Annotated in this window: 5 protein-coding genes; all 5 read left to right on the top strand. The window is 71.7% G+C overall.

Annotated features, from left to right (window positions below; translation table 11 throughout):
* The first annotated feature begins 40 nt into the window (after positions 1–40).
* The 5 genes from J7E94_RS28850 (at position 41) to J7E94_RS28870 (ending at position 6,066) form a co-directional block, all read left to right on the top strand.
* Positions 41–691, top strand: a complete 651-nt coding sequence (locus tag J7E94_RS28850) for an NUDIX hydrolase (protein WP_215019740.1) — start codon at positions 41–43, stop codon at positions 689–691.
* A 185-nt stretch (positions 692–876) separates the two neighbouring features.
* The gene (locus J7E94_RS28855; protein WP_308345497.1) at positions 877–2,856 is read left to right on the top strand and encodes a tetratricopeptide repeat protein; all 1,980 of its coding nucleotides are present in this window, start codon (positions 877–879) and stop codon (positions 2,854–2,856) included.
* A 155-nt stretch (positions 2,857–3,011) separates the two neighbouring features.
* Entirely contained in the window at positions 3,012–4,127 is a 1,116-nt protein-coding gene (gene ald, locus J7E94_RS28860; RefSeq protein WP_215019741.1) for an alanine dehydrogenase, read from the top strand.
* Positions 4,128–4,543: 416 nt separating this feature from the next.
* Positions 4,544–5,581: a ParA family protein gene (locus tag J7E94_RS28865; RefSeq protein ID WP_229340921.1), complete on the top strand. Its 1,038-nt coding sequence runs from the start codon at positions 4,544–4,546 to the stop codon at positions 5,579–5,581.
* Positions 5,566–6,066: a hypothetical protein gene (locus tag J7E94_RS28870; RefSeq protein ID WP_215019743.1), complete on the top strand. Its 501-nt coding sequence runs from the start codon at positions 5,566–5,568 to the stop codon at positions 6,064–6,066. The genes J7E94_RS28865 and J7E94_RS28870 overlap by 16 nt, the downstream gene beginning before the upstream one ends.
* Positions 6,067–6,316 lie beyond the last annotated feature (250 nt).

Genomic DNA, 6,316 nt, shown 5'->3' on the forward strand with positions numbered 1-6,316 from the left:
GATCGTGCCCCGGCTGTCGCGTTTCGGAAAGGTACTGGCCATGGCCCTGGACAACGACAACGGCACCGCCATCGTGGACACACCGGAATCGTGGGAGGTCGTCGCCTCGCGCACCCCGTTCCAGGGCGCGAAGACGGCCGTCCGCTCGGACCAGGTGCGGATGCCGGACCGGTCGGTGGTGCGCCGCGACTACCAGGCGCACCCGGGGTCGGTGTGCGTCCTCGCCCTCGACGAGGAGCAGCGGGTCCTGGTCCTCAAGCAGTTCCGGCACCCGGTGCGCCACCGGCTGTGGGAGCTGCCGGCGGGGCTGCTGGACGTGGCGGGGGAGAATCCGCTGCACGCGGCGCAGCGGGAGCTGTACGAGGAGGCGCACGTCAAGGCGGAGGACTGGCGGGTGCTGGCCGACTTCTTCTCCTCGCCGGGGGGTTCCGACGAGGCGGTCCGGATCTTCCTCGCGCGTGACCTCTCGGAGGCGGAGGGGGCCCGGTACGTGGTCTCCGAGGAGGAGTCCGACATGGAGATCGCCCGCGTCCCCCTCGGCGACCTGGTCGCCGGAGTCCTGGCAGGCCGGCTGGGCAACCCGGGCCTGGTGACGGGCGCGCTCGCCCTGTCCGCCGCCCTGGCCTCCGGCGGGGTGGAGTCGCTGCGCCCGGCGCTGGCCCCGTGGCCGGCCCGGCCGTACGAGGCCTAGCGGCGCAAGCCGAGGCGGGCCCGAGCCGCGTGAGCGGAGCGTGAATAAGCGACCGGCGCGTGAATAACGTGAATAAAAGGACCATCTGCTGATCCGATTGGGGGATTTGTCCGCCGCGCTCCACCCTGGCCGTCGCTCTGCGTGAACTACGCTCGCAATCCGAAGGCAGCGAGAGGAGCGGATCCGTGGCGGATTTCGTCGGGCGGCGGCGTGAGCTCAAGGAGCTGCGCGAGGACATCGCACGGACCGGGCTCGACACCCTCTCCGGCCGCAAGGCCAAGGCGCCCCGTGCGCGGGTCCTGCTGATCGCCGGGCGACCGGGATCCGGGCGGACCGCGCTGGCCGAGGCGTTCGTACGGGAGGTCGCCGAGCAGTACCCCGACGGGGTGCTCCGCACCCGGCTCACCGCTCCCGGCGGGGAGGGCGTCGCCACCGAGCGGGCCCTCAGGGGACTGATCGAGGGGCTCGGGCAGGCCACGCCCCCCGGGGCCGGGGAGGACGAGCTCAGCTCCGCCCTGCGCACCGCGCTCGGCGGGCGGCGGGTGATCATCCTGGTCGACGACGCCGCCGATCCGCACCAGGTCGACGCCCTGCTCCCGGACACCCCCGAGTGCCTCGTCGTCGTCACCGCCGAGGGCCCGCTCACTGGGATCCCCGACGTGCGCCCCTGCACCCTCGGCGGGCTGGACACCCCCTCCGCCGTCCAGATGCTCGCGCAGCGCATCGGCGACATCCGCATCACCGTCGACCCCCGCGCCGCCGAGGCGCTCGCCGAGGAGTGCGGGGGCCAGCCCGCCGCGCTCTCCCTCGTCGGCGGATGGCTCGCCGCCCACCCCAAGGCCTCCGTCGCCGATGTGGCCAAGCAGCTGCACGACACGCCCGCCCGTGCCGGCGGACCGCTCGGCCGCGCGTTCCGGCTGGTCTACGAGTCCCTGCCGCAGCCCGCCCAGCGGACCCTGCGGCTCCTGCCGCTCGCGCCCGCCGGCATCGTCGACTCGCACACCGCGTCCGCCCTCGCCGGCTGCTCCGTGGGCGCCGCCCAGTCCACGCTCGACGATTTCGCCGGGCTGGGCCTCCTGCGCCATGCCCACAACGGCCTCTTCCTGCTGCCGGGCTGCCTGGCGCCCCTGCTCCAGGCCCTGCTGGAGGCCAAGGAGCGCCCGGCCGAGGTCCAGCTCGCCCGCGCCCGGATGCTGGAGCGCACGGTACGGCTGCTGCACTCCTGCCGGGCCATGGCCGATCCGGACCAGGAGGGGCTCGGCCTCCTCGGCGTGCCCGAGAAGCTGGAGTCCCTGCCGCGCGCCCTGCGGTTCCCCGACCGGCGGGCCGCCGCCACCTGGCTGGACACCCGGCTGCCCGCCCTCTCCGCCGCCGCCTCCCTCGCCGTGGCCGACGGCGAGCTGGACACGCTGGCCCGCCGGCTGATCGCAGGCCTCGTACGGGCCCTCGCGGAGCACCGCGGCACCGCCGAGGCCGCCCCCGAGCTGTACGGGCTGCACCGCCTGGTCCTGGACGTGGCCGAGCGCCGCGGCCTCCACCGCGAGCAGGCGGCCGCGCTGCTCAACCTGGCCGACCTGGACGCCGAGACCGGCCGGACCCGGGAGGCACTGGAGCGCTACCGGGCCGCGCTGGACGCCGGACGGGCCGCGAATGACCCGTACGCCACCGGCCGCGCGATGGAATCCGTAGGGGGTGCGTACCAGGAGCTGGCGGACTGGCACCGGGCCTCCGACTGGTTCGGCCGGGCGCTCGCCCAGGCCCATGCGCGGGGGGAGCGCGAGGACGAGGCCCGCCTGTACGGGCGGCTCGGAAACGTACACACGTACGCGGGCCGCTACGGGGACGCACTGCGCAGCTGGCGGGCCGCCGCCGCGGGCTACCGGCGGCTGGCCGATGTCCCCGGTCAGGCAAAGGCGTTGAGCGAGATGGCCCGGGTCCAGGAGTACGCCGGCCGGCCCGAGGAATCGCTGCACACCTGCCGCGAGGCGGTGGAGCTCGCACGCCGTGCCGGGGACCAGCGGCTTCAGGCCGCGCTCCAGGTGCGGCTGGCCGACACGCTCGACCGGCTGGGCGACCCCGCGGCTGCCAGGCTGCACCGCTCCGCGGCCGACAGATTGCTGGGAGACGACCCCGCAGCCTGCGAAATCCGCAGTACTTCCGACTAAGATTATTCGTTTGCAAGGCTAGACAGCGACTCATCCTTCATTAGACTGGCTTCACCACGTCATCCTGTGGTGCATCCCGTTGCGCGTTCTTGTGGGCGGGTATGTATGGAAGTGCCCCCGTTATCCCCCCCCTGAGTCAAGGACCGTGATCGACGATGAAGGTCGGCATCCCCCGCGAGGTCAAGAACAACGAGTTCCGGGTCGCCATCACGCCCGCCGGCGTGCATGAGCTGGTCCGGGGCGGCCACCAGGTCTTCATCGAGCAGAACGCCGGTGTGGGCTCTTCGATCACGGACGCCGAGTACGTCTCGGCCGGCGCCGAGATCCTCGGTACCGCCGATGAGGTCTGGGCGACCGCTGATCTGCTGCTGAAGGTCAAGGAGCCGATCGCGGAGGAGTACCACCGCCTCCGCAAGGACCAGACCCTCTTCACCTACCTGCACCTCGCGGCCTCGCGTGAGTGCACGGACGCCCTGCTGGAGTCCGGCACCACCGCCATCGCGTACGAGACGGTCGAGCTCGCCAACCGCGCGCTGCCGCTGCTCGCCCCGATGTCCGAGGTCGCGGGCCGCCTGGCCCCGCAGGTCGGCGCCTACCACCTGATGCGCTCGGCCGGCGGCCGCGGCGTCCTCCCCGGCGGTGTCCCCGGCACCCACGCCGGCGAGTGCGTGGTCATCGGCGGCGGCGTCTCCGGCTGGAACGCGGCGCAGATCGCCATCGGCATGGGCTTCCACGTGACCCTGCTGGACCGCGACATCAACAAGCTCCGCGAGGCCGACAAGATCTTCGGTACGAAGATCAAGACGATCGTCTCCAACGCCTTCGAGCTCGAGAAGGCCGTCATCGAGGCCGACCTCGTCATCGGCGCGGTGCTGATCCCGGGTGCGAAGGCCCCGAAGCTGGTCACCAACGAGCTCGTCGCCAAGATGAAGCCCGGAAGTGTCCTTGTCGACATTGCGATCGACCAGGGCGGCTGCTTCGAGGACTCCCGTCCGACCACCCACGCCGAGCCGACCTTCCAGGTCCACAACTCGGTCTTCTACTGCGTCGCCAACATGCCGGGCGCGGTGCCGAACACCTCCACCTACGCCCTGACCAACGCCACGCTGCCCTACATCGTGCAGCTCGCGAACCTCGGCTGGGTCGAGGCGCTGCGTCGTGACCCGGCGCTCGCGCTGGGCCTCAACACCCATGACGGCCAGGTCGTTTACGGCCCGGTCGCCGAGGCCCACGGTCTCGAGACCCTCGAGCTGAGCACGCTGCTCGGCTGAAACGTCAACGACTGACGTCAATCTCACGTATCCGGCCGGACCTTGCCCGCAAGGTCCGGCCGGACGTGTTTGCGGGGTGCCCCCGGACCCCGCTCAACTCGCCTCGAACGTAACCCTTTAACCCTTTCGCGCACCCGCGGAACTTCGCGGTGGCAGCCCGCACGCCCTTGACAGAGTGGTGTTCGGTTGCCGACACATCGTGCCGGGTCCGGCGGATTGTGTTGCCGCTGAGTGGTGACACGCCATAGAGTCGCCAACCGTCGGCATGGTGCCACGCTGACCTATCGATAAGTGTCCTGGTCACGTCCGAGGAGGTAAGACGACTTGTGAATGAGTCGACATTCGCTCCTGGGGGTGGTCGAGGGCTCGAAGCTGTCGGCTCCGTCGCAGTCCGCACCTTCGCAAACCACCAGCACATGACGACGCCCCAAAAGAGCATGGACGGCCTAGACGTGAACTCCAGGGCCGGCGACCTGAGCGGCGAAAAGCCCGTGGGTTTCGCCGACTACGAAAACGTGCCCGAAGGGCACTTCTACGACCCCGACGCGGAGTACGAGCCCGACCCCGAGTACGCGGCCACCCTCGCCCCCGACGCTGCCCGCCAGCGCCGTGAGCGGATCGGCCCGACCGGACGCCCGCTCCCGTACTTCCCCATCCCGGGCCCGCTGACCGACCACGGCCCCGCGAAGATCATCGCGATGTGCAACCAGAAGGGCGGCGTGGGCAAGACCACGTCGACCATCAACCTGGGTGCCGCGCTCGCCGAGTACGGGCGCCGCGTGCTGCTCGTCGACTTCGACCCGCAGGGCGCACTGTCCGTGGGCCTCGGCGTGAACCCGATGGAACTCGACCTGACGGTCTACAACCTGCTCATGGAGCGGGGCATGTCGGCCGACGAGGTGCTGCTCAAGACGGCGGTCCCGAACATGGACCTGCTGCCGAGCAACATCGACCTGTCCGCCGCCGAAGTGCAGTTGGTCAGCGAGGTCGCGCGCGAGTCGACCCTCCAGCGGGCCCTGAAGCCCCTGATGGCCGACTACGACTACATCGTGATCGACTGTCAGCCCTCGCTCGGCCTGCTGACCGTGAACGCCCTGACGGCGGCTCACAAGGTCATCGTCCCGCTGGAGTGCGAGTTCTTCGCACTGCGCGGTGTGGCGCTGCTGACCGAGACCATCGAGAAGGTGCAGGAGCGGCTCAACCCCGAGTTGGAGCTCGACGGCATCCTCGCCACGATGTACGACTCCCGTACGGTGCACAGCCGCGAGGTGCTGGCGCGCGTCGTCGAGGCCTTCGACGACCACGTCTACCACACGGTCATCGGCCGCACCGTGCGCTTCCCGGAGACCACGGTCGCCGGTGAGCCGATCACGACGTACGCCTCCAACTCCGTCGGCGCCGCCGCCTACCGCCAGCTGGCCAGGGAGGTGCTCGCCCGGTGTCACGCCGAGTGAGTCTGCCCGGAGCCGACGAACTGTTCCGCACGACCGGGGGGATGGCCCTCCAGTCGTCCTCGCCGCGGCGCGGGGCCGAGGAGGCCTCGGGCGCCGGGCACTCGGCCGCCTCGGCCGACGGCACGGCGGGGGAGGGCCGCAGCCGGGAGGCCGCGGCCGGCACGGAGCCCGGCGTGGGCGCACCCCGGCGGTCGCAGGAGGGTTCGGTCAACGGAACCTCCCAGCCGGACCGGCGGGGCAAGGGCCAGGGCCGGGGCGCGAACCGGCGGCCCAGCGGGCGCGAGCGGCACGACGAGAAGATCACGGTCTACGTCTCCGCCGAGGAGCTCATGGACCTGGAGCACGCGCGGCTGGTCCTGCGCGGCGAGCACGGACTGGCGGTCGACCGCGGCCGTATCGTCCGCGAGGCGGTGGCGGTCGTCCTCGCCGACCTCGAGTCCCGCGGGGACGCGAGCATCCTCGTACGGAGACTGCGGGGCCGCTGACCGGCCGCGGCCCGCCGTCCCGCCTGCGGGACCGGACCCTGGCTAGTGCTGTGACCGGAATGGTTCACCGGGTCGCGACGCTCCCCCGGCTACCTCCCCCGGACTCCGTCCGGGGGGACCCCCACGGAGGTGCCCCCAGGCACGGCACCTCGCCGTGTTGTCGGACCGCGCAAGTACGTCCAGTACGAGCCGCGGCCCTCCGCCTTGCGATGCACCGCACCGGACGCCGCGCCCCGGCACACCTTCCCGG

The organism is Streptomyces sp. ISL-94, assembly GCF_018614075.1.
In the GTDB taxonomy this organism is placed as follows: Bacteria; Actinomycetota; Actinomycetes; order Streptomycetales; family Streptomycetaceae; genus Streptomyces.